Below are 24,850 nucleotides of genomic sequence, written 5' to 3'. Positions count from 1 at the left end.
TGGCGAGTTGGTGAAATAGTGAGTTGGTGAGTGTAATATTGCCTTGCACAAAAGACACTCACTAACTCACTATTTCACCAACTCACCGTTTATGGACGAATTCATGCAGGCCGCCATTGATGAGGCACGCCAGGGTCGCCGGGAAGGCGGCATTCCGATTGGCTCTGTGCTGGTGCGCGATGGCAAGCTCGTCGCGCGGGGGCACAACAAGCGCGTGCAGGAGGACAACCCCATCAAGCACGGCGAGATGGATTGCCTCAACAACGCCGGCCGCCAGCGCACCTACCGCGACACGGTACTTTATACCACGCTGATGCCCTGCTACATGTGCGCCGGCACCATCGTGCAGTTCAAGATTCCGAAGGTGATGGTGGGCGAGTCGCGCACGTTCGGCGAGTCGCGTGCTTTCCTGGAAAGCCACGGCGTGGAAGTAGTCGACCTGGACCTGGACGAGTGCGTGCAGATGATGCAGGAGTTCATCGAAGCCGAGCCGATGATCTGGAACGAGGACATTATGGAGCTGTAAGTAGTTGGGTAGGTTGTCATTCCGAGCTGAGCGAGGAATGACAACCTACCCAGCGAATAAACGACCAGCGGCCGGCACCTAGGTTAGGTGCCGGCCGCTGGTCGTTTGGCGACTCCTTGCTTTGCGCAGCCGGCCGCCGACAGAACCTCCAGGGCTAAGGTTATCGTAAAGGCACCCTAGGTTTTGCCTCAAAAGCCTGGTACCTCTTACTTTCTCTTCATGCTCCAAGACCTGCAACGCGTACTCCACTCCTACTGGGAAAGCTTCCTGTACATAGCCCCCAAGCTGCTTATCGCCCTGGTTGTCTTATCATTGGCGCTGGCAGTAGCCAAACGCTTCAGCTTGCTGCTCAGCAGCCGTCTGGAAGGCAAAGCGCACGACCCGCTTCTGGCTGATTTCCTGACGAATGTGGCCAAGTGGGGCATGATCCTGGCCGGGGTGCTGCTGGCCATGCAGGTAATCGGCCTTTCGGGAGTGGTGAGCGGCGTGCTGGGCGCGGCGGGCCTCACGGCTTTTGTGGTGGGCTTTGCCCTGAAGGACATTGCCGAGAACTTTCTGGCGGGCATGGTGCTCGCCTTCAACCGCCCCTTTCACATCCACGACACGGTCCAGATCCGGGACATGCTAGGGCAGGTGGAAGCGCTGAATCTGCGCACGACGGTAATCAAAACCTTCGAAGGCAAGCACATTTTCCTACCGAATGCAGTCGTGCTGCGCGAGCCCCTGATCAACTTCACCCGCAACGACTACATCCGCCAAGACTTCCTGGTCAGCGTCGACTACGGCGACCAAAAGACGCCGGATCAGGTCATTGACAAGATTTTGCAGTACGTCAACAGCACCGAAGGGGTGGAGTCCGTGCCGCCGTACATTAGTTATATCACCCTGGAAAAAAGCGCCGGCACCACTGCCGATCTGCGCGTGTATTTCTGGGCTAAGTCGGAAGATTACCGCCGGCACGTGTTGGTGCTGAAAAGCAAACTGATGCAAGGCACCAAAGCCATGCTGATCGACGCGGGCTACCCGCCCACAACTACTATAAGCTAGGTCGCGCTTTCAATGTCGGGCTAACCTAGCTTTTTCCCCGCAAAGCGCTACTTTTCCGCAAGCAACCAGCGCTTTGCTGCGCCGCCGTTGTGACGCGGCGGCCGGATTCTTGCAACGCTGCGCGTACCCGCCCTTAGCGCTTTTGCCATGCCTAAAAGTACCGTTCACCGAATCTTAGGTCCGCTGTTACTGTGGCGCTTACGTCACATCAACGACCGGATCTATCTGATTCTGGTGAGCATCCTGGTGGGCACAGCGGCTGGCTTGGCAGCGGTGGTGCTGAAAGGCTCGGTGCACACGGCGCAGGAGTGGCTTTACGATTGGGTGCCGGAGCAAAACCGCGTGTTTGCGCTCTTCCTCTACCCCATTCTCGGCATTGGCCTTACGGTGCTGTTTACGCGCTACCTGCTTGGCGGACAGCTCAGTCGGGGCATCGCGCCGGTCATCTATAACATTGCGCGTCAGGGCAGTATCGTGCCGCGCAGTAAGATGTACTCGCAGTTTTTCACCTCTTTCCTGACGGTCACCTTTGGCGGCTCGGCGGGTCTGGAAGCCCCGATTTCGGTGACGGGCGCGGCGCTCGGCTCCAACCTAGGTCGGCTGCTGCGGGTGGGCCGCCGTGAGCGGCGCCTGCTCACGGGCTGCGGGGCGGCAGCCGGTGTGGCGGCCATCTTCAACAGCCCCATTGCCGGGGTGCTGTTCGCGGTGGAAGTAATTTTATCGGAGCTGTCGGCACCGTTTTTCATTCCCCTGCTCATCTCCTCGGCCACGGCCACCGTGATTTCCAAGGCGTTGTACGCCGGCCAGCCCTTCGTGCTGATTACCACAACCTGGCCCGTGCAAGCCATTCCGCTCTACCTGACCCTAGGTGTGTTCACGGCGCTCATGTCGGTCTACATGATCCGCGTCTACTTCTGGGCCGATACGTTTTTCACCACCTGGCCCGGCACCTTCCGCAAGGTGGTGGTTGGCGGCTTGCTGCTGGGCGTGCTGGTATTCATCTTCCCGCCGCTTTATGGCGAGGGCTACAACATTGTGCAGCTGCTACTTAGCGGCCAGCCCGAACGCCTGATCGACAGCTCCATCTTCGCCGTGTATCAGGATGAAAACGTGTGGACGCTGCTGTTGGTGGCGGGCGCGAGCATGCTGTTCAAGGTGTTTGCCACCACCATTACCATCGGCGCGGGCGGCAATGGGGGCATGTTTGGCTCGTCGCTGTTTACGGGCGCGCTCCTAGGTTTTGTCCTCGCCAGGCTGATCAACATGAGCGGCCTCTACCCGATTTCGGAGGTTCACTTTGTGGTGCTCGGCATGGCGGGCGTGCTGGCGGGCGTCATTCACGCCCCGCTCACGGGCATCTTTCTTATTGCCGAAATTACGGGCGGTTACGCGCTGTTTGTGCCGCTGATGGTCGTAACGTCCAGCTCCTATCTGATTACCAAGTACTTCGAGCCATACTCGGTGTACACGCGCAAGCTGGTGCAGCGCGGCGTGGTGATGCACGCCGACCGCGACCGAGGCTTGTTGGCCCAGCTAGAGCCGCTCAAGTTCGTGCAGCGCGACTTCGTGGCGGTGCACCCGAACGATACGCTGGGCGAGCTGGTCGATGCGTTCCGCCACGCTTCTCGCAACCTCTTTCCCGTCCTCGGCGATGACGGGCAGCTGCTCGGCATTGTGTCGCTGGATAAAGTGCGCGACGCCCTCTTCGATGATGAGCACTACGACACCACCCGCGTGTGCGACCTGATGAGTGCGCCGCCCGCCATCATCAACGCCGAAGACAGCATGCTCGACACCCTGCACCAATTGGAGGAGCACGACGCCTGGGCGCTGCCCGTCGTGCGCCAAGGCAAATATGTCGGCTTCATCCTGAAAACCACTATCCTAGCCGCCTACCGCCGTCAGCTGCTGAAAGAAACGGAGTGATGTGCTGGTGTAGGAACGCGCCACGGCGCGTTCTTGCGCGCCATAACCCGAACGGCGCGGATGCAGAACGCGCCGTGGCGCGTTCTTACACCAGCACATTAATAAATCAGCACACCAGCACATTAATAAATCAGCACATCAATACTCCCCTAGCTCGGGTTTGCGGTGGGCTAGCTGTAGCCCCACCATCATCAGCACGCCGGTGAGCAGAATGACGACGAACAGGATGTTTTCGCTGATTTCGCCGATGCTGTGCTCGGGCGGAATGCTGAAGAAAAGCAGCACCGTAATCAGACCTTTGGGCGCGATAAACACTTCCGGAATCAGGTCGATGCGGGCGATGTAGCGCAGGTAGAAAAAGCGAATTAAGGTCAGCACGCCCACAATGAGCAGGCCTTGCAGAATAACGGCGCTGCTCAGTAAGTTACTGACAGTGATGGAGTAGCCGAAAATCAGGAAGAAGAACGTGCGGATCAGAAACGCCGATTCGCCCGTGATGCTGCGCAGCTGCTGCACTTCACTGGCGAGCCGTTCGGGGTGAAACCAGCGCCGCAGCGGCCCTTTCAGAAACAGCTCGGCATTGTTGACGGCCAGGCCAAAAACCAGCACCAGCAGCAGCGACGACAGGTGAAGCTCCTTGGCCAGGCTATACATCAGAATCAGGAAGGCCAGAATCAGGAAGAATTTGATATGCAGCGTGATACGATGAAGCAGAAAAGCCAGCACCACCGTACTCACCACCGCCACCAGCAGAATGGCGATAAAGTCGCGGGCGAAGGTGACGACGGAAACGCCCTGGGCAAAGTCGTCTTGCAGCGCGAAGTTGAAAAACATGATGCCCAGGATGTCGGAGAAGGTGCTTTCGTAAACGATAAACTCCTGTTTCTCACCACCTAGGCTTGCCACGCTCGGAATGGCAATGGCGCTGCTGATAACGGCCAGCGGCACGGCATTCACCAGGCAGCTCTGAAACGACACGCCCACGTAGGCCCGCAATAGCAGGGCAATGGCAATGGCCTGTACAATCAGAATGAGAGCCGCCGCAAAGAACGAGCGGCGGATGAGCGGCGCTTTGTCGCGGGCTAGCTTCAGGTCGAGCGAGCCTTCCAACACAATCATAATCAGCCCGATAATACCGAACATCTCCAGAATCACCTGTGGTATTGCTACGTGCACGTCGGTGTAATCGGCGGCTTGCTTCAGGGCGATGCCCGTGAGCAGGAGCATCAGCACGGAGGGCACTTTCGTGGCCCGCGCGGCCATGTCGAATAAGTAGGAGAGAATGACGGCTATGCTCAGCCCAATCAGGATGTTATACGAGCTCATGCGGAGGGCCTGACGGCAGGTAGTAAGCGCTACTATACGGCAACTTTCGGCTTCCCGTCGGAAATCGGCTGCCTGGTTTTAGCGGCAAGCTGCAAAATTTGGCCGGAGCCACAGCAGTAGGTAGCGCGGAAATCCGTTCCGCACTACTTCGCCCCAAGATACACCGGCTGCAAAACCTAGGTGCCGTATCTTGCTTTGCTATTTCCCTTGTTTCTATGTCGTTTTCTATTGCGGTGGTGGGCGGCGGACCCGCGGGCCTGCTGGCGGCGCAACGTCTGGCCGAAGCGGGCCACCGCGTCACGGTGTACGAGGCGCAGGCCACGGTAGGCCGCAAGTTTCTGGTGGCGGGACACGGTGGCTTCAACCTCACCAATGCCGAACCACTCGCCACGTTTGAGGCGCACTACGGCGCCACGCAGCCCCGTTTTGCCACTTACCTCAGCCACTTTTCGCCCGCTGATCTGCGCCAGTGGGCCACCAACCTAGGTATTCCGACGTTTGTGGGAACTAGTGGGCGCGTTTTCCCGCTGGCTGGATACAAACCCGCTCAGCTGCTCCGCGCCTGGCTAGGCAGGTTGCAGGAGCTAGGTGTCGAGCTGAAAACCCGGCACCGTTGGCTAGGTTTTGCGGGAGCTAATGGCCTGCGGCTGCGCGATGAAAGCACCGGCCAGGAGTTTGAAATACAACCAGACGCCACCTTGCTAGCCCTGGGCGGCGCCAGCTGGCGCAAAACCGGTTCTGACGGCCAATGGACGACAGCATTAGCCAATATCGGGGTTACGCCCACAGCTTTTGCCCCTTCCAATTGCGGCGCAGAAATTCAATGGTCGGCGTTTTTCAGGGAAAAAGTAGGCCGGGCACCGCTCAAAAACATTGCGCTCCGTTGCGGCGACCAGCAAGTGCGGGGCGAGCTGCTCCTGACCGACTACGGCGTGGAAGGCACGCCCGTGTACGCCCTCACGCCGGCCCTGCGTACCGCGCTGGCCCACAACACGCCTGCTCCCCTCCTGCTGGATCTGAAGCCCGACCTCTCCGACGCGCAGCTGTTGCAAAAGCTAGGTCAGCCGCGCGGGGGCAAGTCGCTGGCGGCTTTCCTTACCAAAACCCTCCACCTAGGTCCGCCGGTGCCTACGCTGCTGCGCGAAGTAGCCCCACCCGAAGCCACCGCCACCCCCGAGGCGTTGGCCAGGTTGCTGCGTCATGTTCCGCTTCCCGTTACGCGCCTGCGCCCGCTGGATGAAGCCATTTCTACCGCCGGCGGCATTCCATTCGCGGAAGTAGACGACCACCTGATGCTGCGCCGCCGCCCCGGCACGTTCGTGGCCGGCGAAATGCTGGACTGGGAAGCGCCCACGGGCGGCTATCTGCTGCAAGGCTGCTTCAGCACGGGCGCGTGGGCCGCACGAGGTGTGTTAGGCTGGCTGGAAGCGCAGAACTAGGAACCCGACAGCTGAAAAGCTAGGTTTTGAGCTTTACAGAACGTCATGCTTCGACAAGCTCAGCATGACGTTCTTACAATTTTAAAAGGCAAACTACTTCTTGTTCATCGCAGCCAGCTCGGCCTCGGCCAGAATCTCTTTGGCTTCATCCAATAGCCGCTCACCCTGGTTGAGCTGCTTGCGGCAGATCAGGGCGAAGAGAATGAAGAAGGAGATGATCGGCAGCACCCAGCCCAGCGCAAACCACAGCCAGAAGGAGCGGCCGTAGCTATAAGCACAGTACCCCGTGGTGAGCGGCAAAAACGACACGGCGCACATAAACCCGAACAGTAGATCAAACATCATGGCCGTGGCAGTTAGGGGAGCTACTCTCGAAGGTACAGCAGCCCCAGACATTTTACAAGCCCCGCCGGTGTCCTTTCCAGCACTTTAACATGGTGCAGCACCGGAAGTTGCGTAAAAATGCCTGAAATGTTGCCGATTGTTCAGCTACCTTCCCACATGTTTTCCGTACCTATCAGCGCCCCCTTCTCTTCCCGATTGCCTGCCCCGCCCGAATTGCCCATGTGGGACCACCAAAGTCTTTTTCGCGTCACGGCTCAGCTTTTTGCCGAGGGCGTTTTCAATCTGCTCGACCGGAATCTTAAACCTGAAGTTTTCCTGCTGGGACTTGCTGCCGGTCGCGAAACCGACGAGCCCCAGGCCGTCGTGGTAGAGCCCCCGCACCACCGCTACCAGCCCACCAATTTTGCTAACGTAAAGTCGAGGGCTAGCTCCCTCGAACCCGAAGGCCCGCGGGAAATCGTGTACCACCTGCACCCAGGCGACCACGACCGCTACGAGAAGCAGCGCTGGTACGATCTGCTGCGGCGCTCCACCGAGTTGACGCTGCAAAACCTGGCTGCTGAGCGCGGCGAAGACCGCATCAGCTTCTGCTCGCTGCCGGTTAATCTGTATGGCTATCTGGTTGTTATCGCCTTGCAGTTTTCCGCTGATGCGTACCTGAGCTACTACGCGCTGCCGCCCCTCACCACCGGAGCCCGGCGCGGCTCGCTGCTGGCGGCGGCCGTGCAGGAGTTTTTGCAGGATTGCGCCCGCGCCCTGCGCGAATCGGACGATGACGACGATCGGCCCGTACTCGACCGCGACTACAACGAGCTGCTGCGCGCCGCTGGTCGCCGCTTTATGCTGCGCGCCGCCGCCGGCACCCACGGCCTCTACGACGCCTGCAACGGCGTGGCCGCCCTGCGCCACGAAGGCGACGAAGGCATAGGTACCATGCTGATAGCCAGGCGACACCACCCGGCCGTGGTACCCGTGCTCACGCTCGAAACCCCGATTCCGCTGCGCGACCATCGCTCCATTCGGAAGCTGCTGGAGCTAAGCGAAGGCCGCACCTCGCTCGTAACCGACGCCAGCGACGTGTTTGGCCTAGGGTACCTGGTCGAGCGCTCCGACCCGCAGTACGAGCCCATTTTCACGGTACACTTCACCAAGCACTACAGCTGGGAGCTGAGCCACAATGGCAACGTGATGATGAAGGTGGTGTCGAATACGCCGCGCCTGCCCCAGGGTCGCGTCGATGAGGCCAACTTCACCCGCGCCGTGCGCCGTGTCTTTCCCCAGCTCGACGACAACGGAATTTCCTTCCTCTGGGAATTAACCCAGAACGCCAGCGTGCAGCCTACAGGCACCATTCTGGTCATCTCGGAGGGCGCGGCCCAGGAAGCGGCCCGCCTCACGCGGCAGTGCTTCCGAGTGGCGCCGCGCATCATGACGCCCTCCGTGCTGCGCCTGGTCACTAATATCGACGGCGCAGTGCTTATCAACCCGACTGGCGTTTGCTACGCCATCGGCGCCATCCTCGATGGCCTGGCTACCGAGAAAGGCGATTCGTCGCGGGGCTCGCGCTACAATTCCGCCGTACGTTACGTGGAAAGCAGCCGCTACCCTGTGCTGGCCATTGTGGTGAGCGAAGACGGCCTGATCGACCTGCTGCCGCCGGCGCAGAAGTGAGTACGCTGTCATTCCGAGCGTAGCAAGGAATCTGAGTTAAGATCTAGGTTAGTCAACCCAGCTTCCTCGTTTCACCCGGAATGGCATTTTTGTCATTGTCTGACCTAGGTTGGTTTGGGCAGCGGCACTACTTTTTCTTGCCGGCTTTGCGTTTCTCCATCGATTCGCGCCACACTGGCGCGTAGTCGTAGGTAGGATAAAATTCGGTGTTGAAAGCGCCCCAGGCGCCGTTTTCAATCGCCAGGTTCAGGGTGCGCACGTCTTTGGGCGCCACTCTCAGCGTCACAACCTGGCCTATGCCCATCAGCACATACCACGAAACCACGCGCGTTTCCTTGGGCGGAAACATCCCCCAGAAGTTGTTCTTTTCCTGGATTTCCTGGAGCTGCTTCAGGCTTTTATCCTGCTGATGCCGCAGGAAAATGGTAATCATCACCGAGTCGGAAGCGGCACCGCCCGTGCGTTGCGCCTGCGCGGCAAAGCCCGAGTAAAGCGTTAATAGCAAGCCAAGTAGATACTTTTTCATCCTGCTTTTTAGGCTAATGTATTGATTAGCTCCGACCTGGGTTACTTGAAGAACGTCATGCTGAGCTTGCCGAAGCATCTCTGCCACAGTAGTATATAATTACCATTGCGCGCGAGGTGCTTCGGCAAGTTCAGCATGACGTTCCAGCGTGTCGCCTATAGCTCTTCACCTAGCCATTCAGCGTCTGCATCATGGCCTCGGGGTAGCGGTTACCGGCAATAGCGCTACGCGGAGCTACTTCGGCAATCTGCTGCAAATCGGTTTCGGTGAGCTGTACTTGCAGGGCACCTAGGTTTTCCTCCAGGTACGAAATGCGCTTGGTGCCGGGGATGGGCACAACGTCCTGGCCTTGCGCCAATACCCATGCCAGGGCCAACTGCCCGGCCGTGCAGCCTTTCTGGGCGGCTAGTTCGCGGATGCGCGCCACCACATCAAGGTTTTTCTGGAAATTCTCGCCCTGAAAGCGGGGCGTAAAGCGGCGATAATCGTCCTCGGCCAGGTCTTCGAACTTTTGAATCTGGCCCGTGAGAAAGCCCCGGCCGAGTGGGCTGTACGCTACCAGGCTCGTACCTAACTCGCGGCAGGTTTGCAGCGCGCCATCTTCCGGGTCGCGGCTCCAGAGCGAATATTCGCTTTGCAGGGCCGTGATGGGGTGCACCGCATGAGCCCGGCGCAGCGTGTCGGCAGCGGCTTCCGACAAACCTAGGTAGCGCACCTTGCCTTCTTCCACGAGGCGGCTCATGGCGCCCACCGTTTCTTCAATCGGCGTGTTTGGGTCGACGCGGTGCTGGTAGTACAGGTCGATGTGGTCGGTGCCGAGGCGGCGCAGGCTATCTTCGCAGGCTTGGCGCACGTACTCGGGTCGGCCATTGATGCCGCGCTTGGTGGGGTCGTTGGGGTCGCGCTGAATACCGAACTTGGTGGCAATAACTACTTGGCTGCGTTTACCTTGCAGTGCCCGGCCCACCAGCTCCTCATTGATGTAAGGCCCGTACATATCGGCCGTATCGAAGAAGGTAACCCCTAGGTCCACGGCCCGATGCATGGTGCGGATGCTTTCCTCGTCGTTACGACCAGCGTAGAAGTCGGACATGCCCATGCAGCCCAGGCCAAGGGCTGATACGGTGAGGTCGGAGTTGCCTAATGTGCGCGTTTGCATGATGCTTTTGGTCTTTGACACCCGTTTCCGGGCGGGTTGAGGGGAAATGGTAATACGATAGGAATAACCAGCACGGCCACTTTTTGATTGGCAATCTAGGTTTTCAACCCTCCTACGACTGCCTTTTTCCCGGCGTTTTCGTTAAAAGCAAAAAGCCCTTGTTCTATGCCTGTCCAAGCTGTTGTTACTCGCCCTCAATCTCTTGCCACCGATGAGCGTCTGCGCTGGGTGGAGCGCGTAGCCCGGCTCATGGACAGTCAGTTCCAATTACCCGGCACGCGCTTCCGCTTTGGCCTCGACCCGGTGCTCGGCCTCATTCCCTTCGTCGGCGATTTGTCGACGTTTGCCGTTTCGGTGGCTTTGGTGATGACCATGATGCGCCACGGCGCCAGCCGCCACGTGGTGATTCGCATGGCGCTTAACATTTTAATAGACACCATCCTAGGCGCTATTCCAATTATCGGCAACATCTTCGACTTCGCCTATAAAAGCAATGAGCGTAACGTGGAGCTGTTGCGTCGCCACTACGCCGAAGGCAAGTACCAGGGTGGTGGGCGCGTCTTGCTGACGATAGTGCTGCTCGGGATGCTCGTGTTCTTCGGGTTGTTGGCCTGGGGCCTGTGGGCACTGACCGCATGGCTGTGGCACTACGGGGCAACACATTGGGGCTAGGTTGCGGGCCTTTGATTGCCTACAACTGCTTACATATGGGGGCACTCCGGATAGCTCTACTGACCTGCTATCATCAAGCTTAGCCCTAGTAATAAGAGTATGAGGCTAGCAGGCAATAGTATGATAATCAAGAAGCCAGCAAAAAGGCTCAGTAGCGCCAGCAAACCCGCTGCAATAACTAAGTGCCCGCCTGCTCTGCTTCGCTGGCGTCTGGTTGTGGTTGGTTTTGTAACATCGGGCGGCGTGGCTAGGCCCTGCTCAGTGCCGGGAGTCACAGGATTTCTAGCGGCTCTGCGTGCTTCGCGCAGACGACGTAAGCGGCCGTTCTTCCCTTGGAAAAAGAGCAACGTTACGCCGGCTATTGTTAGTATCAGCCCCATAAATCCACCAATAGCATCTGCTAGGCCTCCCCATTCTCCTCCAGTATCAGCATTGGAACTGGCAATCATTACACCTACACCCGTGACGGCCATGGCTCCGCCTATCACGTTTACCACCGTGGTTGCCGGATCGGGCTTGCCACTTACCGTTGGTGGTACGGCCTTCTTCAAGGTATCAGCAGGCAGCTTAAGCGGGGTGAGCGTAGGCGCGACCAGAGCGGAACCTAGGTTTACGCTCCGCTTTTTCGGTTGAACCAGAGCTAGGTTTTCTATGCCTGGCAACGCGGCCGTAAGTATAGGTTCGGCATTATTAACAGAATCCATTGGCAACGGCGTCGAATGCCTACCATACTCACGCACTTTGGGAAAGGTAGCAATCGACCTTGTACTTTGACATCCAGCAACAACCAACACCAGCAATAGAATCACGAGAAAGGTTGACCTACTCATTATTATAACAGCAAGTAATTGTAATAAATTAAGATATTCTATAGCAGCCAAGTTCGTCCGTAAAGCGGTAGCAAACAAGCTGAGTGTAGCTTCTGCGTTCTATAAATTTTGTGAGGTTGCTCGGTGGGCCTGGTGCTGGTTGCGGGCAGCTGTTGTCTTCTTCCTAGGTTGGCGCTAAAAGCTAGGTCTCCGAAAAGTCTTTAGCTGTTGAACAACCCACCTAGGGCTAGGTGTTGTACTCCTACACGCCAGTCGCTGCTTCGGCGTGCGTGCTGTACATTCGCGCCGTGAAATCTGCCCGCCTTACCCTGCTGTTCCTATTCTGGCCGCTCCTGCTGGCGCTGTCCGCCTGCCTGTCACTCGAAAGTGACGAACAAAAAGCCGAAGCTGCCGAAAAAGCCGTGCTGGCGCGGCACGACGAGCTGATGGGTCGCATGGACCAGCTCTACGATCTGCGCCAGCAACTGCAAAAAGCTAGTCTCCCCGACACTGTTGAGGCCGGCCAACGCCGCCGCTCACTGCTAACTGCCGACGCGGCCATGATGAGTTGGATGCACCAGTACCACAAGCCTGCGGCTGCTACTGCTGCTGACCAGCAGCTAGCTTACTTTAAAGAACAACAGCATTTTATCGATTCCGTCGGCGTGCTGATGGAGCATAGTATTGATTCGGCCCAACTAGTGCTCAAGCAAGCGCAGCCAGCCACCCAACCTTCTGCCAAATGACGTTTTCCACTCTCCGCCACACCTTGAGCGTAAGCTTGCTAGCCCTAGCTAGCTCCCTCCTCTTTCCTGCCTGCTCTACCAATAGCGCGTCAGCGGATTCGGAAACGAAGCTGCCTTATTTGGGCGACCGAGCCATGCAGCCTGCGCCGATGGCTGGCCCAGCCGACACCATCTTTACCGTGCCCACCTTCACGCTCACCGATCAGGAGGGCAAAACCATCACCAACGACACCTTCAAGGGCAAGATCTACATCACGGATTTCTTCTTCGCGACCTGCCCGAGCATCTGCCCCAAAATGCAGAGCGAGCTGCTGCGCGTGTACGAGAAGTTTCAGGGCGACCCGCGCGTACTCTTCCTCTCCCACACCATCGACCCGGCCCACGATTCCATCCCCGTGCTGCGCGACTACGCCGAGCGCTTAGGCGTGAAGGATGCCAGCCGCTGGCACTTTGCCACCGCCCAGCACGACACGATTTTCGGCCTGGCCCGCGCCTACATGACGGGTGCTCAGAAAGATGCTACCGTGAAAGGCGGCTTCGCGCACAGCGGCACCTTCGCTCTCGTTGATACGCAGCGCCACATCCGCGGCCTCTACGACGGCATGGAGCCAAGTCAGGTGGAGAAGCTAATGCAGGATATTCCTTTGTTGCTGAAGGAGATAGAAGCTGAAAAGCAAACCACCTCCCGATGAACCTAGGTCCGCTGCAATGGGTGCGCGCTACGGCGGTGCTACTGGCGGTACTGCTACTGGCCGGCTGCTTCACGAAGCGCAAAAACGAAGGTGCCCGCCTCTACGCCCAACGGTGCGCCAGCTGCCACGGCGAGAACGGCGAAGGACTCCGCCGCCTCATCCCGCCCCTCGCCGGCTCCGACTACCTAGGTCAGCACCGCAGCAGCCTGCCCTGCCAGCTGCGCAAAGGCTTGGCCGGCGAAATCACGGTAAACGGCGTGAAGTACAACCAGCTCATGCCCGGCAACGAAAGCCTCACCGACTCCGAAATCACGAACCTGCTGAACTACGTGCAAACCTCGTGGGGCAACAAGGAAGAGGTTTGGACGATTAAGGAGGTAGCCGACGAGCTAAAGTATTGCGGTGGCGCGCGCGGGTTGTAGCCCCAGGCTGAAAGCGTCAACCCAGGTAATGATGCCTCGTTGGCTGAAGCGTTTCGCGGGCTTCGTTGAACGCTGTAGAAACGCAATAGTTGGAGTCTCTCCGTTGAACGACCGGTATAGGAAACCTAGGTAAACAACCTCAGCAACGACGAGACGCAAGATGTTGCGTCTCTACATTGTTCAACGAGGCGGTAGAGATGCTTCAACCAGCTCAGCTTGCTGAGCAATGCCAACTCTTCAGATTGCCTATAAAGCTTCATTATTATCCATTAATAATGTCGAATAAAAAGCCATTTTATTTATCTTTTTAGCCGGTCAACTTATCAAAAATCTGTAGCAGCTACAGGCAGCGTTTTTCCTCAATCCTCAGTAGCTTGCCAATCCAAATCCTCTATACCTATGGGTCTCTTCGACTTTCTCAAATCCAAGCAACAACCAACTGACGCGCCTGCTACCCCGGCGCCAGCCGACGCGTCGGCCACACCTGCTTCCCCCGCTAGCACCGGTCCGCGCTATAAGGGCTCCAACTATACGGCTCCGCCAGCCCCAGCCGCGCCCCCGATGCCTGCTATCCCGCCGATGCCGGCCATGCCGCAGCCGCCGGCTTTCACGCCGACCAACATCCTGGAAGAGCTGCTGATGCGGGCCGCAAGTGAGCCGGAAGTTCGCCCTGCTTTCTATCAAGCTCTTCTGCAAGAAGAGCTTATCGTGATTACGGCCCCGAAGGAAGGCACGCCGGCCGGTGAGGTGACTGTGGAAGCCGGCACCGAAATCCAGCTGCAAGTGCTGCACGACGGCAAAATTCCGGTGTTCACGTCGAAGGAGCGGATCTTCGATGGCGAGAATGTGCCCGAGCCGCTTTCGTTCCTACGCCTGCGCGGCTTCGACCTGTTCAATATGATTCAGGGTGCCGACTGCGCGCTCAACCCGTTCTCGGTGGTGGGCAAGCTGCTGCCCGCCGGTGAAATAGCTGATCTGCTGACCGGTAAGCTCTTTGAGGGTGGTCCTGCCGCTCCGGAAGGTCAGATGTTGATCGGGCCACCCGCCGAAAATCCAGTGGCACTGGCCGACGCCCTGCGCGCTTACTGCGCCGAGCAACCCTTTATTGAGGCGGCTTACCTGGCCGAGCTACGCTTGGAGAACAGCCCCGAGCCGCCGCGCCTGCTCCTGGCCTTCCACACCGAGCAGAGCGACCCCGCCTTTTTGCAGGAGCTAGGTCCCATCATTCAGGGCAACCTGCAAGGCGACCACCAGTTTGTGGATATGATGCTGCTCGACCCTAGCTCCGACGAACCGCTGAACCAGTATTTTGCGCAGGTAGAGCCTGTGTATCAGCGCGCTTAGGTTCGCTTCAGCTTTGATAGAACGTCATGCTGAGCTAGTCGAAGCATCTCTACTACAACGGCAATTTTCCTAAAAGCTAGGTTTACTTTGGCAGTAGAGATGCTTCGATTAGCTCAGCATGACGTTCTTTATCTAAACTACTCCGCCGCTTGACGGGCGATAATGCGCCGGAAAATAGGCCGGAGACCTAGGTAAAGTAGGGCTGCCAGTGGAACCGCACCTAATGCCCACAGAAGCAGCGCACCTAACTCGGCGCGCCAGAGCAGACTGAACGCCCCGCTTAGGTCATTTGCTAAAAGGAAGCGTAGTTTCGTGATGGTAAGGTCTGGAGCGGGGCCTTCGCCGAACAGCCGGGCGCCCAGACGTAGCAATGGGATGAGCAGCAACAGCTGCAACGGGCTCAGCAGATGGCTCACCAGCAGCATGGCTGCCACGTTGAGGCGCAGGCGCACGGCTACTATTGAGTCGAGGAAGGTAGTGCCGCCCAAAAAGGGAATCAGCCCAAAAACCACTCCCAGTGCTACCGTAAGCGCCAGTTGGCTAGGGGATAAGCCTTGTTTGAGTAAGTTCAGCAGCGGATCGACCACGCGACGACGCAGCCAGGCGGCGGGGCGAGAGGAAGAAGCGGGCGGCGCAGATGGTAGAGACAAAACAGCAATGATTTTGGTGAGGCGAGCGCTGGCTCGTACGGGAGCAGTGCGTTACCTTCGCTTCCCGCGGCCACACGCCCACGGATTGTACGCGAGCTGATGACAAAAGTACGCCTGCCAGGGCACCCCCGGCCTAGAGTTTGGACGGATTTCTTTCTGCTGCTGCGCCGCGCCGCCCGCGAGCTGGCCGCCAACGACCCGCTGCGGCTGGGGGCCGCCACGGCCTTCTTCACCACGTTTGCCCTGCCGCCCATCCTGATCATCCTGATTCAACTGCTCGGGTCGCTCTACTCCCGCTCGGCGGTGCGGGGGCTGCTGCTCACCAAGCTTTCGGCCCTGCTCGGCACGGCGGCGGCCGGGCTGGTGCAGCAGATTTTGCAGAACGTTACCAACATCGAGCGCAGCCGCCTCGTGACGTGGCTAGGCTTTGGTTTTCTGCTGTTTATCGCCACCACCTTGTTTGTGGTGATTCAAAATTCATTGAACCAGCTTTGGCAGATTCGGCCCGCTCGTGCCACAGGACGCTTCAGTAAAATCGTGAAGGAGCGCACCCGTTCCCTGGGGCTGCTGCTGGCGACGGGCTTGCTCTCGATGCTAGCTTTCCTGATTGATGGCGCGCTGCATTTGTTCACCGCCCACCTCAATAGCTTCAACGCAAACTTCAGCAACTTTCTGTTTCAGGTGCTGAACGTCGTCAGTTCTTTGCTGATTCTGGCGGCTTGGTTTGCCGTTACCTTTCGCAACCTGAACAGCGCCAAGGTGCCCTGGCGAGCCGTGCTGCGCGGCGCCGCCCTGACGGCCGTCCTCATCGAGCTAGGCGAGCATGTGCTGGGCTTTTTGCTGGTGCCGCGCAACCTAGGTCCGATCTACGGGCCGGCATCCAGTATCGTGCTGGTGCTGCTTTTTGTGTTTTACTGCGCCATCATTTTCTACTTTGGCGCCTGTTTCACAAAAGTTTACGCGCACTACGTCGGCATGGACATCCGACCCAAAAAATCGGCTGTGCGCTACCGCTTGGTGGAGCTGGAGGAAGACAGAACCTAGGTACGCGCCGTGGCGGGTTCCTGGGAGCGGCCATAGAACTTATTAGCCAGGAACGCCAGCAGCACAAACAGCAGCCCCACGACACAGACGCCGTGCCACCCGAAGGCAGTCCACGCTGCGCCGCCCACTACCGAGCCCACCGAGCCGCCAATAAAATAAGCCGTCATGTACACCGTGTTCAGGCGGCTGCGGGCTTCCGGTAATAGCGCAAAGATGCGGGACTGGTTGGAGATATGAGCGCCCTGCACCCCCACGTCGAGCAGGATAATACCGAGCACCAACCCCACCAGAAATTGGCCGATGAGCCCCAGCACCACAAAGGCCACCAGCCCCGCCAGGATGCCGAGGCCAATGGCGTAATCGGCGCCGCGCTTGTCGGCCATCTTGCCGGCCATGGGTGCAGCCAGCGCCCCACATGCCCCGACCAGGCCAAAGAAGCCGACCACATCACTCTTATAAAAATAGGGGCTGCCTTCCAGGAAAAAAACCAGCGTCGTCCAAAACACGCTGAAGCTGGCAAACAGAAATCCGCCCACCAGCGCCGCGCGCCGCAAGGGCACAAACTCGCGCGTGAGCGTCACCAGGGACTTCATCAGGCTGCCGTACGTGCCTTCAAAAACCGGCTGATCTTTCGGCAGCTTCACGGCCAGCACGGCTACCAGCAACAGCATGGCCACGGCACCCGCCTCGAACACCGTGCGCCAGCCGAAATGTGCCCCCACATAGCCGCTAATCGTACGCGACAGCAGGATGCCGATCAGCAAGCCGCTCATCACCTTCCCCACGATCTTGCCGCGTTCCTCATTGCTGGCCAGGTTGGCCGCCATGGGTATCAGCAGCTGCGGCACGGCCGAGAAAATGCCAATCCAGACGCTGGCGACCAGCAACACCGTAAAGGAAGGCGCCCACGCGGCTATGCCCATCACGACGGCGGCTAGCACTAGCTCAATCAGGATCAGGCGCTTACGTTCCAGTTTATCACCGAGCGGCACCACGAACAGCAAACCTAGGGTGTAGCCGATCTGGGTGGCTGTGGCTATCAGACTCACATTACTATCGGAAAGCCCAAACGTGCGGCCGATTTCGGCCAACAGCGGTTGATTATAGTAAATATTTGCGACTACCAGGCCGCAGGAAATGGCCATCAGCCACACCAGAGCGCTGCTCATGGGCGCGGCCGGAGCCGTTTGCGCCTCCGATGTGGGCACGGGCGCGGTCAGTACTTTGTTGTTTGTCATTCGTATTCTACGCTAATTCTTACTGTAAAAGGTTGGGCATCAGCTTTCGTGCTGAACTCAGCAAGCAGCGCTCAACCTAGGTGCAGGCGCCAAAACCTCCGTTAAATCTTCTCCAAACCAGTACGTATACCACTTGGTTCAGGCCGCCTTAAAGCAAGACCGACGATTAGCCGCTAATCGCTTCTTACCTTTGTCGTTGTATTCTTTGATTTCTATGACCTCATTTGCCGACCTAGGCCTCGCTCCTCCCCTGCTCCAAGCGCTTGCCGAGCTGAACTTTACCACGCCCACGCCTGTGCAGGAGCAGGTAGTGCCCATGGCACTGGCCGGGCAGGACGTAGCGGGTCAGGCGCCAACGGGTTCCGGCAAGACGGCGGCCTACGGTCTTTCCCTGCTGCAACACGTTGACGTGACGCAGGATGTGATGCAGATTCTGGTGCTGGTGCCCGCCCGCGAGCTAGCCCTGCAAGTGCGCGACGCCCTCAAAAAGCTAGGTAAGTACCTGCCCAATCTGCGGGTGGCGGCGTTCTACGGCGGCCACGCCATGCGCGACGAAACGTCCTCGCTCAAACAGGCGCCGCACATCGTGGTGGCCACACCCGGTCGCCTGCTCGACCACCTGGAGCGGCGCACCATTATTCCGAACCAACTCAAAACGCTCGTGCTCGACGAGGCCGACAAGCTCCTGGAGCTAGGTTTTCAGGAGGAGCTGGTGGAGATTGTGAAGCGCCTGCCGCGCCGTCGTCAGACGCTGCTGTTCTCGGCTACAATGTCGGATAAAGTGCTGAACCTCATCCGCGCCAACCTCACTCGCCCCCGGGTAGTAAACCTAGGTCAGGACGAGGACCGCCTTCCCGAGAACCTGACGCTGATTGGTCATGTTGGCTCCACGGAGCAGAAACCGGCCGCGTTGTACCACCTACTTCAGCAGCCCGGCGCGGGCCGCGTGCTGGTGTTCTGCAACACGCGGGAGAAATGCCAGGAAGTAGCCCGCTTTCTGGTGGGCCGGGGCGTAGCGGCCGAAGTGCTGCATGGCAAAATGCCGCAGCCGGAGCGCGACAAAGCCCTCATGAAGCTGCGCAACGGCTCCAGCCAGGTGCTGGTCGCCACCGACGTAGCTGCCCGCGGCCTCGACGTAACAGCCTTGGATACAGTTGTTCAGTATGAGTCGCCGGACAAGGCGGATGCTTTCCAGCACCGGGCCGGCCGCACGGCCCGCGCCGGTGCCGAGGGCACGGCGCACCTGCTCGCCACCCCCGCTGAGCAAAGCCACGTGCAGAAATGGCCCGTCGCCGAGACGATTCAGTGGAAGCCGATGCACGCTCCGAAGCTGCCGCCCGCCGCACCCAAAGCACCTAGGCCCGTCAGCACGACGCTGCACGTTTCGGCCGGCCGCAAGGACAAAGTGAGTGCCCACGATTTGGTTGGCACCTTCGTAGCGCACGGCGGCCTGGAGCGCGAAGCTGTAGGCCACATCGAAGTGTTCGACCACTACAGCTACGTGGCCGTGCCGCGCCAGCAAGCCCAGGAAGTAGCCGAGCGCGTGACCGGCGCCAAGATCAAGGGCCGGAAGATCCGGGTGTCGCTGGTGGAGTAAACTGTTAAAAACAAACTGTAAAAACGCCTGTCATCCTGAGGCACGAAGGACCTTATTACGGCTGCAAACCTAGGTTATGCCATCGTAGTAAGGTCCTTCGTGCCTCAGGATGACAGGCGTATGGTTTTATGCTGCGCTATCTTCTAAGCTACTTCTGTTCAACGTGTTCGGGCACGTAGGCTTGGATAATCTCCGCTACGATGCTTTGCGGGCTCTGCTGGTTACTTAGCTCGATTCGTAAGCCGTAGCTAGGTTTTTCCAGCGTTTCCAGCTGCGAGTCGAGCAGGTCGGCCTTCATGTAGTGACCTTTTCGGTGTAGGAGGCGGCCGCGTAGCAATTCGCGCGAACCATCCAGAAAGGTCCATTTAATGGGCTGCTGAGCGCCGCTTTGTAATTCTTGCCGATACACTTCTTTCAAGGCGGAGCAGGCCAGCACGGCGCCGCCGGTTTTTTCCCACTCGCTGATGCCGGCGGTCATTTGCGCGAGCCAGTCGCGGCGGTCGTCGTCGGTGAGCGGGATGCCGTGCGCCATCTTATCCTTGTTGGCCGCCGAATGAAAATCGTCGGCATCGTGGAAGGGAATTCCTAGCTTTTTGGCTAATAGCTGCCCTATCGTTGTTTTGCCGCTACCCGACACGCCCATTACAATGAAAATCCGACCACTCTCCATACTGCTTGTGTTGAAATGATTGCCGGGGTAGTATACGCATAATCGCAAGCTCAAGCGTATCAATGGGCAAATCTGTATCACAAAACGTTATAGTACAGCATCTAAGCCCAGCACGCCGATGAGCCCAATCACCGACACGAGCGTTTCCAGCACCGTCCAGGTGGCGAGGGTTTGCGGAATGGTCAGATTGAAGTATTCCTTGAAGATCCAAAAGCCAGGGTCGTTGACGTGCGAGCACACCAGGCTGCCGGCGCCCACGGCCAGCACCATGAGTTCGGGCTTTACGGTGGTAGTCGCAATCAGCGGCAATACCACGCCGCCGGCCGTCAGCGAAGCCACGGTAGAAGTGCCCAAACAGATGCGCAGAATGGCCGCAATAGCCCATGCCATAACCAGCGGTGATAGGTGTAAATCGTTGAACAGATCGGTGATGTAGCCGCCTACTCCGCTATCTACCAGGACCTGCTTGAGCGCGCCGCCCCCGGCAATAACCAGCAGAATCATGGCGATGCCGGCGATGGAATTGCCGATCAGATCCATCACCTGCTTCATGGTTTTGCCCCGGCTCAGACCTAGGGTCACTATCGCCACCAGCACCGATAGCAGCATGGCTAGGTTCGCGTCGCTGATAAATTCCAACAACTGCCGGAACCGGGAAGTGGCCGGCAACACCAGCGTGGCCACGGCACCCATGGTCATCAGCAGCACCGGCGTGAGAACGGTAAACAGGCTGACGCCGAAGCCCGGCATTTCCGCATCCGTGAATTCTTTGGGCATAGCCAGCCCGGTGGGCGGTGTAGGGTTGTAGCGCTTTAGGAGCTTGGAAAAGAGCGGCCCGGCAAGAATGACGGCGGGCACGGCGATGACCAATCCGTAGAGCAGCGTCAGGGAAACGTCGGCCTTGAACAGCACCGCAATGGCCGTCGGGCCGGGGTGCGGCGGCAGGTAGCCGTGCGTGACCGACAGCGCCGCCACCAGCGGCACGCCCACGTACAGCAGCGGCAGGCGCGTAGACGCGGCAATAGCAAACACCAACGGCACCAGCAGCACGAAGCCCGCCATGTAATACATCGGCAGGCCCACCACAAACCCTGTGAGCATCAGCGCCCACTGAATATGCTTCGTGCCAAAGGTCTTGATAAGCTGATGGGTAATTCGCTGAACGGCACCACTTTCTATGAGCAGCGTGCCGAGCATGGCCCCAAACCCCAGGATCATGGCCACCGAACCTAGCATGCTGCCGATGCCGCTCTGCACGGATGATAACACGGCTTTTGCGGCCATGCCTTCCGCCAAACCCAAAGCCATTGCCACGATAACCAGCGCCAGAAACGCGTTAAGCTTGAACCCTATCGTCAGAATCAGCAGCAGAATAACCGCCGCCAGCACCAGGAGTAAAGGCATTTTTAGTTACCAGTTAACAGTTACCACTTTGCACCAGAACGTCATGTCTCCCGCTGGTCGACATGACGTTCTGGCTTTCCCTTACTGCACGTTGCTCGCGCTGGCCGTGAGCGGCTGTAGCGTCACGGGGCCTAACAAGCCCGAGGGTTGCAACTGCCAGCCAGATGCGTCGAATGGCTTGTAGTACAAGTCTACAAAGTTGATTTCGTGGTATTTGCGCCATTCTACTTTGCGCTTGTCCAGGTCGATAATGCGGTTAGCCATCAGGTTGGCTACCTCTACTTTGAGCGTGTTTTTGCCTTTTTTCAGGTACGCGCCCACCTTCTTCTCGTAGGGGTAGCTCCAGATGAAACCGGCATCCTGGCCGTTAATCCAGACGTGGGCGCTTTCGCGCACGTCACCTAGCTTGAGCAGGTAATCGGCGCCGGTTTTGGCGGGCATCGTGAAGCTAACGGTGTATTCGGCAGTGCCCGAGAAGCGCTTGCCGTTGTCGTCGGCCAGGTCGGTCCAGGAGGTCAGCTTACCGAGGTTCTGATCTTTCGGCAACTCGGGGCCACCGCCGGTAAAGTGCAGTTTCCAGTCGCCGCTTACGGCTATGGGCGTGCCGGTTGGGGCTAGGTATTGCCAGGGCTGCACGGCAACTTCCGCTTGCTCAACTGCTTTCAGGATCAGTGATTCGCCGGGCTTGATTTGCAGGCGCACTTTGGTTTGACTGCCGTCGGCGGTGGTGCTGGCCAGGCCGGCGCGGCCATCCTGCGGGTCCAGAATCGTGACGGATTTGGCGCTGGTGTTCAGCGGCACCCACGAATCGACTGTGTTAGCCGTGTGGTTTACGAGGTAGTAGTAGCGCGTACCATTGTCATTGCGGCGCACGAACTGCAAGCCGGTGTCGGTGAGCGTTTCGCGGCCAATCTTGCTGTATTCCAGCGCTTTCTGCACGTCGGAAGCTAGCACGATCTGGCCGTTGCCAGTTTTAGCGACCTGCACGCCATTGCCGGCGGCGGCAAAGCTCAGCCCTGCCGTAAGCGCCTTCAGCTGCTGCCGACGGCTGGCTAACTCGTGGAAGCCGGGCACGTCTTTGGGCAGCTCTTGCAGAATAACGGTGCTGCCCTGCTGAGCCAGCTTCACCACGTTGGCCAGCGTTTCGACCGGCATAAATTCAACCGAAGGAATGATAAGCGCCTTATACCTAGGCCCTTGCTGCGCCACGCGCAAGCCACTGCCGTTGGGCTGAGCCTGCCGGATCATGTCATCCGACACAAAGTCAACCGCATAGCCATTCTTCGACAGCTGCATGGCATTTTTATAGAACGCCGTCGGATACAGCCATTCCTCTATCGTGTGAATGCTGATCATCATGTCGAGCTTGGGCGGGGCGTTGTGCCGCACGTCGTACACGGGCCAGTACATCACCACGTCGTTGTCGGCCTGCCCGGCTTGCAGCACTGATTGACAGCGTGTTATATACTCGTTCAGCCCTTCCAAATGCGGCCACCAGCTGTTGGAAGGCGCAAACTCGGTGGAGGCGTAGAAGAGCCAGCCCGGCCAGTTGGTCTGCTCCGGCGAGTAGGTGGTACCGTGGTAAAAGATGTGGTTGACGCCTGTCAGAAAAGCCAACTCGGCCTGGGACTTGCAGTGCGCCAGCGGCACTTTGAAGTGTTCCCCAAGCCAGGTAAACGTTTCGGACGAGGCCAGCGGCTTGCCCATCACGTTGGCGGCCGAGGTGGCAAACTTCATCATCACCGGGTCGGGCGGCACGTTCTTCGTGTCGACGGTGTAGTAGCGCACATCCGGAATGGGGAACTTGGTCAAGCCAAACGTCTCACACTCTGGAATATCCACGTTGGCGTACAGGTCGAGCACGTTGCCGGGCGCGCCGTGCGCCTGGTTGCGCGACACCGCTTTCTGCCCGTGAATCCAGTTGGTCCAGGGCTTGGTGAAGTTCTGCTGCACCATCTCGGCCATCGTTTCGCGGTAATCGTCGCGGATGCGGGCCACCTGCTCGTTGTTTTCCTTGCTCACCAGCTCGCGCAGGTACAGCCGCAGATCGTAGCCGCGCCGCTGCTGAAATTCCTCGAACAACCTAGGTGAGAAATCGGCGTCGTACACCTCGTAGCTGTCGTTGAAAAACGAACGAATGCCGGCTGGTTTGCCACCGAAAGCCGTATCAAAACGGCGCAGGTACATAGCCAGTGCCTCCCCCGACAAATGGTCCATCGTAAGGCCCGCGCCACCGGGCGCCGCCCGCTTTACCATCTGGCCGGTGTGTCCGCCGAAAGCCGCGTAAACCTGCCAGGTGCCAGCCGAGGGTTGCCAGTTGAGCTGGCCGCTGGCATCTGCTTTCGTCAGTAAGTCAAGTCGTTCGCCTTTCGGGCCGTAGGCAACAACGGCTTTGAGCGGGGCACCTAGCTTCTGCTGACGCGGGTCTTGCACCACCAGCTTTTCGGCCAGCCGCTGCCCGGCTTTCACCTCATAGGTCTGCACCACGAGCTTGCCGGCCGCGCTTTCCGGCGTAATCTGCGGGCCGCCGTAGGGCCAGCCGGTGCCCAGGTTCATATCCACGCCCAAACCTAGGTTGTGCGCCTGCTGCACCGAGGTGTTGAGCATACGCATCCAGTTGGGCGACAGAAAATCGATGTACGACTGCTCGAAACCGACGGCGCCGTAGATGGGCGTTATTTCCACGCCACCCAGCCCGGCATCGGCGTAGAGCTTCAGGCTACGGATGATGTTAGCTTCATCCACGGCGTTGCCCATCCACCACCAGCGCGTCCAGGGGTGCGTTTCGGCTTTCACTGCCGGCCACGCGGCAGAAGCGGAAGTTGTGACTGCCGAAGCAGCAGTCGGTGAAGAGGTTAGCTGTTGCTGGCAAGCTGCCAAGGTGAGGGCGCAAAGCGCGGCAGCCAGGAGTTTCTTAGGGTCGGGGTGCGGCATTGGGAGGGTTTGGAACATAAGCAAAGCGCCCGAAGAAAGAAGCAGCGGCGTTTGCTTGGGGAAGATGTAAGCAAATAAACGTGCATTCGGGCAGCGCACTCACCTGAAGTCTGCTGGCCGGTGGGCAATTTCCCAACGTTGGTACCTAGGTAGCACAACCGCGCGCCTCCGTTGTACTTTTGCGGCGACTAACTCGCTTATTCTCTTTGCCACCCATCTCCACTGACACCCGCCAGCTTCTCTTCATTTGCAGCCAGAACCGTTGGCGCAGCCTTACCGCCGAGCGTCTGTTCGATGGGCACCCGCACTACGTGGCGCGCTCGGCGGGCACCGAGCCGGGCGCCCGTGTGCGCGTCACGGCTGGCCACCTAGGTTGGGCTGATGCCATCTTCGTGATGGAGCGCAAGCACGCGGATATTCTGCGGCAGAAGTTCGCCGCGGAGCTAGCTGGCAAGCCTGTCATCTGCCTGCGCATCCCCGATAAGTTTCAGTTTCTCGACCATGTGCTGCAAGATTTGCTGCGCGAGCGTCTGCAAGAACACCTGGGAGTCAATTGGCTATGAGCAATTGGTAATGAGCAATGAAGAGTGAGCAATGCGCTTGATTTCGGCGAAATAACGGCTTGATCGTATAACGAAGTCGCCGCTCAAGCGCATTTAGAGC

At 58.7% G+C, this 24,850-nt stretch carries 23 protein-coding genes; 13 read left to right on the top strand and 10 right to left on the bottom strand.

Annotated elements, in window-relative coordinates; all coding sequences use genetic code 11:
• Positions 1-91: 91 nt before the first annotated feature.
• The 3 genes from IEX74_RS19395 (at position 92) to IEX74_RS19385 (ending at position 3,499) form a co-directional block, all read left to right on the top strand.
• The gene (locus tag IEX74_RS19395; protein ID WP_188815680.1) at positions 92-526 is read left to right on the top strand and encodes a nucleoside deaminase; all 435 of its coding nucleotides are present in this window, start codon (positions 92-94) and stop codon (positions 524-526) included.
• Positions 527-745: 219 nt separating this feature from the next.
• Entirely contained in the window at positions 746-1,573 is an 828-nt protein-coding gene (locus IEX74_RS19390) for a mechanosensitive ion channel family protein (protein ID WP_188815679.1), read from the top strand.
• Between the two features lie 147 nt (positions 1,574-1,720).
• Entirely contained in the window at positions 1,721-3,499 is a 1,779-nt protein-coding gene (locus IEX74_RS19385; protein ID WP_188815678.1) for a chloride channel protein, read from the top strand.
• A 138-nt stretch (positions 3,500-3,637) separates the two neighbouring features.
• On the opposite strand, the gene IEX74_RS19380 is transcribed toward IEX74_RS19385, so the two are convergent.
• The gene (locus IEX74_RS19380; protein WP_188815677.1) at positions 3,638-4,825 is read right to left on the bottom strand and encodes a cation:proton antiporter; all 1,188 of its coding nucleotides are present in this window, start codon (positions 4,823-4,825) and stop codon (positions 3,638-3,640) included.
• A gap of 215 nt (positions 4,826-5,040) precedes the next feature.
• Here IEX74_RS19380 and IEX74_RS19375 point away from each other — a divergent pair, with 215 nt between their 5' ends.
• Positions 5,041-6,264 carry a TIGR03862 family flavoprotein gene (locus IEX74_RS19375; RefSeq protein ID WP_188815676.1) on the top strand — a complete coding sequence of 408 codons (1,224 nt, stop codon included), beginning with the start codon at positions 5,041-5,043 and terminating at the stop codon, positions 6,262-6,264.
• 93 nt (positions 6,265-6,357) lie between these two features.
• On the opposite strand, the gene IEX74_RS19370 is transcribed toward IEX74_RS19375, so the two are convergent.
• Entirely contained in the window at positions 6,358-6,609 is a 252-nt protein-coding gene (locus IEX74_RS19370) for a hypothetical protein (protein WP_188815675.1), read from the bottom strand.
• A 156-nt stretch (positions 6,610-6,765) separates the two neighbouring features.
• Between IEX74_RS19370 and IEX74_RS19365 the strand changes: the two genes are divergently transcribed.
• The gene (locus tag IEX74_RS19365) at positions 6,766-8,280 is read left to right on the top strand and encodes a diadenylate cyclase (RefSeq protein WP_188815674.1); all 1,515 of its coding nucleotides are present in this window, start codon (positions 6,766-6,768) and stop codon (positions 8,278-8,280) included.
• Between the two features lie 127 nt (positions 8,281-8,407).
• On the opposite strand, the gene IEX74_RS19360 is transcribed toward IEX74_RS19365, so the two are convergent.
• Together IEX74_RS19360 and IEX74_RS19355 are read right to left on the bottom strand one after the other, a co-directional pair.
• Positions 8,408-8,806 carry a hypothetical protein gene (locus IEX74_RS19360; protein WP_188815673.1) on the bottom strand — a complete coding sequence of 133 codons (399 nt, stop codon included), beginning with the start codon at positions 8,804-8,806 and terminating at the stop codon, positions 8,408-8,410.
• Between the two features lie 169 nt (positions 8,807-8,975).
• Positions 8,976-9,986 carry an aldo/keto reductase gene (locus IEX74_RS19355; protein WP_229755381.1) on the bottom strand — a complete coding sequence of 337 codons (1,011 nt, stop codon included), beginning with the start codon at positions 9,984-9,986 and terminating at the stop codon, positions 8,976-8,978.
• A 144-nt stretch (positions 9,987-10,130) separates the two neighbouring features.
• Between IEX74_RS19355 and IEX74_RS19350 the strand changes: the two genes are divergently transcribed.
• Positions 10,131-10,637 carry a DUF4112 domain-containing protein gene (locus IEX74_RS19350; protein ID WP_188815672.1) on the top strand — a complete coding sequence of 169 codons (507 nt, stop codon included), beginning with the start codon at positions 10,131-10,133 and terminating at the stop codon, positions 10,635-10,637.
• Between the two features lie 56 nt (positions 10,638-10,693).
• Here the strand turns inward: IEX74_RS19350 and IEX74_RS19345 are convergent, their stop codons facing one another.
• Positions 10,694-11,518, bottom strand: a complete 825-nt coding sequence (locus IEX74_RS19345) for a hypothetical protein (RefSeq protein WP_188815671.1) — start codon at positions 11,516-11,518, stop codon at positions 10,694-10,696.
• A gap of 179 nt (positions 11,519-11,697) precedes the next feature.
• Between IEX74_RS19345 and IEX74_RS19340 the strand changes: the two genes are divergently transcribed.
• The 4 genes from IEX74_RS19340 (at position 11,698) to IEX74_RS19325 (ending at position 14,650) form a co-directional block, all read left to right on the top strand.
• Positions 11,698-12,192 carry a hypothetical protein gene (locus IEX74_RS19340; RefSeq protein WP_188815670.1) on the top strand — a complete coding sequence of 165 codons (495 nt, stop codon included), beginning with the start codon at positions 11,698-11,700 and terminating at the stop codon, positions 12,190-12,192.
• Positions 12,189-12,884, top strand: coding sequence for an SCO family protein (locus tag IEX74_RS19335; RefSeq protein ID WP_188815669.1), 696 nt, complete (start codon positions 12,189-12,191; stop codon positions 12,882-12,884). The genes IEX74_RS19340 and IEX74_RS19335 overlap by 4 nt, the downstream gene beginning before the upstream one ends.
• A complete protein-coding gene (locus tag IEX74_RS19330; protein ID WP_188815668.1) occupies positions 12,881-13,306 on the top strand; it encodes a c-type cytochrome in 426 nt (141 codons plus the stop codon). The genes IEX74_RS19335 and IEX74_RS19330 overlap by 4 nt, the downstream gene beginning before the upstream one ends.
• Positions 13,307-13,705: 399 nt before the next feature.
• Positions 13,706-14,650: an enhanced serine sensitivity protein SseB C-terminal domain-containing protein gene (locus IEX74_RS19325; RefSeq protein WP_188815667.1), complete on the top strand. Its 945-nt coding sequence runs from the start codon at positions 13,706-13,708 to the stop codon at positions 14,648-14,650.
• A gap of 137 nt (positions 14,651-14,787) precedes the next feature.
• Here IEX74_RS19325 and IEX74_RS19320 read toward each other — a convergent pair whose 3' ends face one another.
• Positions 14,788-15,300 carry a DUF2062 domain-containing protein gene (locus tag IEX74_RS19320; RefSeq protein WP_188815666.1) on the bottom strand — a complete coding sequence of 171 codons (513 nt, stop codon included), beginning with the start codon at positions 15,298-15,300 and terminating at the stop codon, positions 14,788-14,790.
• Between the two features lie 99 nt (positions 15,301-15,399).
• Here IEX74_RS19320 and IEX74_RS19315 point away from each other — a divergent pair, with 99 nt between their 5' ends.
• Positions 15,400-16,344, top strand: a complete 945-nt coding sequence (locus IEX74_RS19315) for a YihY/virulence factor BrkB family protein (RefSeq protein WP_188815665.1) — start codon at positions 15,400-15,402, stop codon at positions 16,342-16,344.
• Here IEX74_RS19315 and IEX74_RS19310 read toward each other — a convergent pair.
• On the bottom strand, positions 16,341-17,582 hold the full coding sequence (locus IEX74_RS19310) for an MFS transporter (protein ID WP_229755380.1): 1,242 nt from the start codon (positions 17,580-17,582) through the stop codon (positions 16,341-16,343). The genes IEX74_RS19315 and IEX74_RS19310 overlap by 4 nt on opposite strands.
• A 214-nt stretch (positions 17,583-17,796) precedes the next feature.
• Here IEX74_RS19310 and IEX74_RS19305 point away from each other — a divergent pair, with 214 nt between their 5' ends.
• The gene (locus tag IEX74_RS19305; RefSeq protein WP_188815664.1) at positions 17,797-19,179 is read left to right on the top strand and encodes a DEAD/DEAH box helicase; all 1,383 of its coding nucleotides are present in this window, start codon (positions 17,797-17,799) and stop codon (positions 19,177-19,179) included.
• A 148-nt stretch (positions 19,180-19,327) separates the two neighbouring features.
• Here IEX74_RS19305 and IEX74_RS19300 read toward each other — a convergent pair whose 3' ends face one another.
• From IEX74_RS19300 to IEX74_RS19290, 3 genes are all read right to left on the bottom strand, one after another.
• Positions 19,328-19,849 (bottom strand): gluconokinase, encoded by a 522-nt coding sequence (locus tag IEX74_RS19300; protein WP_188815663.1) that lies wholly within the window; start codon positions 19,847-19,849, stop codon positions 19,328-19,330.
• 87 nt (positions 19,850-19,936) lie between these two features.
• Entirely contained in the window at positions 19,937-21,253 is a 1,317-nt protein-coding gene (locus tag IEX74_RS19295) for a gluconate:H+ symporter (protein WP_188815662.1), read from the bottom strand.
• Between the two features lie 81 nt (positions 21,254-21,334).
• Positions 21,335-24,205 (bottom strand): glycosyl hydrolase, encoded by a 2,871-nt coding sequence (locus IEX74_RS19290; protein ID WP_229755379.1) that lies wholly within the window; start codon positions 24,203-24,205, stop codon positions 21,335-21,337.
• A 188-nt stretch (positions 24,206-24,393) separates the two neighbouring features.
• On the opposite strand from IEX74_RS19290, the gene IEX74_RS19285 reads away from it, so the two are divergent.
• Complete coding sequence (locus IEX74_RS19285; RefSeq protein WP_229755378.1) at positions 24,394-24,750, top strand: low molecular weight protein tyrosine phosphatase family protein; 357 nt, start codon at positions 24,394-24,396, stop codon at positions 24,748-24,750.
• The last annotated feature ends 100 nt before the right edge of the window (positions 24,751-24,850 follow it).

It is taken from the genome of Hymenobacter cavernae (assembly GCF_014641455.1).
GTDB lineage: Bacteria > Bacteroidota > Bacteroidia > Cytophagales > Hymenobacteraceae > Hymenobacter > Hymenobacter cavernae.
The sequence above is the reverse complement of the archived record's forward strand: the minus strand, read 5'-3'. Positions and strand labels throughout refer to the sequence as shown.